This is a genomic window from Rhizobium sp. PRIMUS64, assembly GCF_023006465.1.
Lineage (GTDB): Bacteria > Pseudomonadota > Alphaproteobacteria > Rhizobiales > Rhizobiaceae > Rhizobium > Rhizobium leguminosarum.
This window is the reverse complement of record NZ_JALBGX010000348.1, coordinates 1-435: the sequence shown is the minus strand read 5'-3', so window position 1 is coordinate 435 and position 435 is coordinate 1. Positions and strand designations below refer to the sequence as shown.

The window sequence follows — 435 nt, the reverse complement described above, 5'->3', positions numbered from 1 at the left end:
CAGGTACAAGGAGATGAACAACATGCAGAAGGATTCCACGCTAAACGACGACCGAACTGGCGTTTCCCTGTTCGGCGGATCGGGCGCGCTGGCGTGCGGCGGATTGCCGGTGCGCGCGTCCATAGGCATGGGCGCGCTATGCGCCGTCGCGGAGGATGCCGCGCGTTACGCTGTACCGCGCGCTGGATCGCTATCGCGCCTGTTTCGGCCTTGTATTGTAGGTGGTCGAGGATGACACGCCAGCGGATGACGCGACGCTGGGGAAGCCCCCGGCAAGCATGCGGCGGAGAAAAAAGCAACCGGCGTGCCGATCACGGAGCTGCATGCAGCGCCCCAGTCAGTGCCGGGCCTATGGCAAGGGGCCGGAGAAGCCATCACCTCGCTGCGGCCGCGTGCGGAGCGGTTGGCGCAGGCCGTGCAGCGGGGGGGTATCTG

General features: G+C 66.4%; 1 pseudogene. It reads left to right on the top strand.

The features are described 5' to 3' along the window. A pseudogene (locus MOV76_RS39510) lies at positions 1–235 on the top strand (hypothetical protein); the annotation flags it as partial. Positions 236–435: the final 200 nt, after the last annotated feature.